Source organism: Microterricola pindariensis (assembly GCF_002936985.1).
GTDB lineage: Bacteria > Actinomycetota > Actinomycetes > Actinomycetales > Microbacteriaceae > Microterricola > Microterricola pindariensis.
Map to the genome: position 1 here is coordinate 1 of NZ_MPZN01000127.1, position 947 is coordinate 947.

Here is a 947-nt window from a genome sequence, read left to right on the forward strand (position 1 = left end):
CTCGCTCAGCCAGATCAAGAAGACCGGCGAGAACGGCCGCGGCATGGCGATCGCCGGCCTGGTGATCGGCTACATCGGCCTGGTGCTCGGCATCATCGCGCTGATCGTCTTCGTCGTGTTCCTCGGAGTGCTCGCCAGCACGGGTGTGAGCTACAACTACTAGCCGCACCGGCCGAATGACAAGAAGACCCCGTGCCTCGGCACGGGGTCTTCTGCGTCGGGGCGCCGCTAGACGCGCTCGACCAGCAGCGTCACGTGCTTGCCGGCTGCACGGGTGAGCACGATCGTCGCGGAGGCGCTGCCCTTCAGCTTCAACCGGGTGCGGAGCGTCGCCGGGTCGATGTCGATGCCGCGCTTCTTGATCTCCAGAGTGCCGATGCCGCGGGCCGCGAGCGCCGCTTTGAGCTTCTTCTCGTCGTTCGGCAGCTGCTCCAGCACGCGGAAGCACGTCGCGAACGGCGTCTCGTGGGCGGCGTCCGCCGTGAGGTAGGCGATGCCCTCGCTCAGCATCCGGGCGTCGAGGGAGCGGGCCAGGTCGCCGATCAGGCGGGCACGGATGACGGCCCCGTCCGGCTCGTAGATGTAGGCGCCGAGTGCGCCGGCCTCCGCGTCGGCGCTGTCTGCGGCGGCGCTGAGCTCATGGCTGCCGGCCCTGCCGAGGAGCAGGGCGCTGCGCCGCACACCGGGCCGGGCCAGCGCGCCGAACCACAGCCCCATCTCCACCAGCGCCCCGTCGACCGAGACCCACTGTGCCTCGGCGCCGGCGGGGATGAGCTCGCGGTCGAAGCCGGGGCCGAGCTTCACGCCGGTCGGCAGGCGATCGCCGAGCCCGAAGGCGAAGTCGAGCGAGGGGGTGTAGTCCTCCGGCCGGGTGAGCCTGGACGTGTTCGAGTGCCCGGAACTGCGCCGGGCCGGGTCCAGGTAGACGCCGTCGGCCGGGCCGTCGG

2 protein-coding genes are annotated in these 947 nt (G+C 71.3%); one reads left to right on the plus strand and one right to left on the minus strand.

Annotated features, from left to right (window positions below; genetic code table 11):
- Positions 1–13: 13 nt before the first annotated feature.
- On the plus strand, positions 14–163 hold the full coding sequence (locus GY24_RS17255; RefSeq protein WP_267892626.1) for a hypothetical protein: 150 nt from the start codon (positions 14–16) through the stop codon (positions 161–163).
- Between the two features lie 65 nt (positions 164–228).
- Here GY24_RS17255 and GY24_RS17785 read toward each other — a convergent pair.
- Positions 229–947: THUMP-like domain-containing protein (locus tag GY24_RS17785; protein ID WP_407662191.1), on the minus strand; the 719-nt coding region annotated here is incomplete at its 5' end.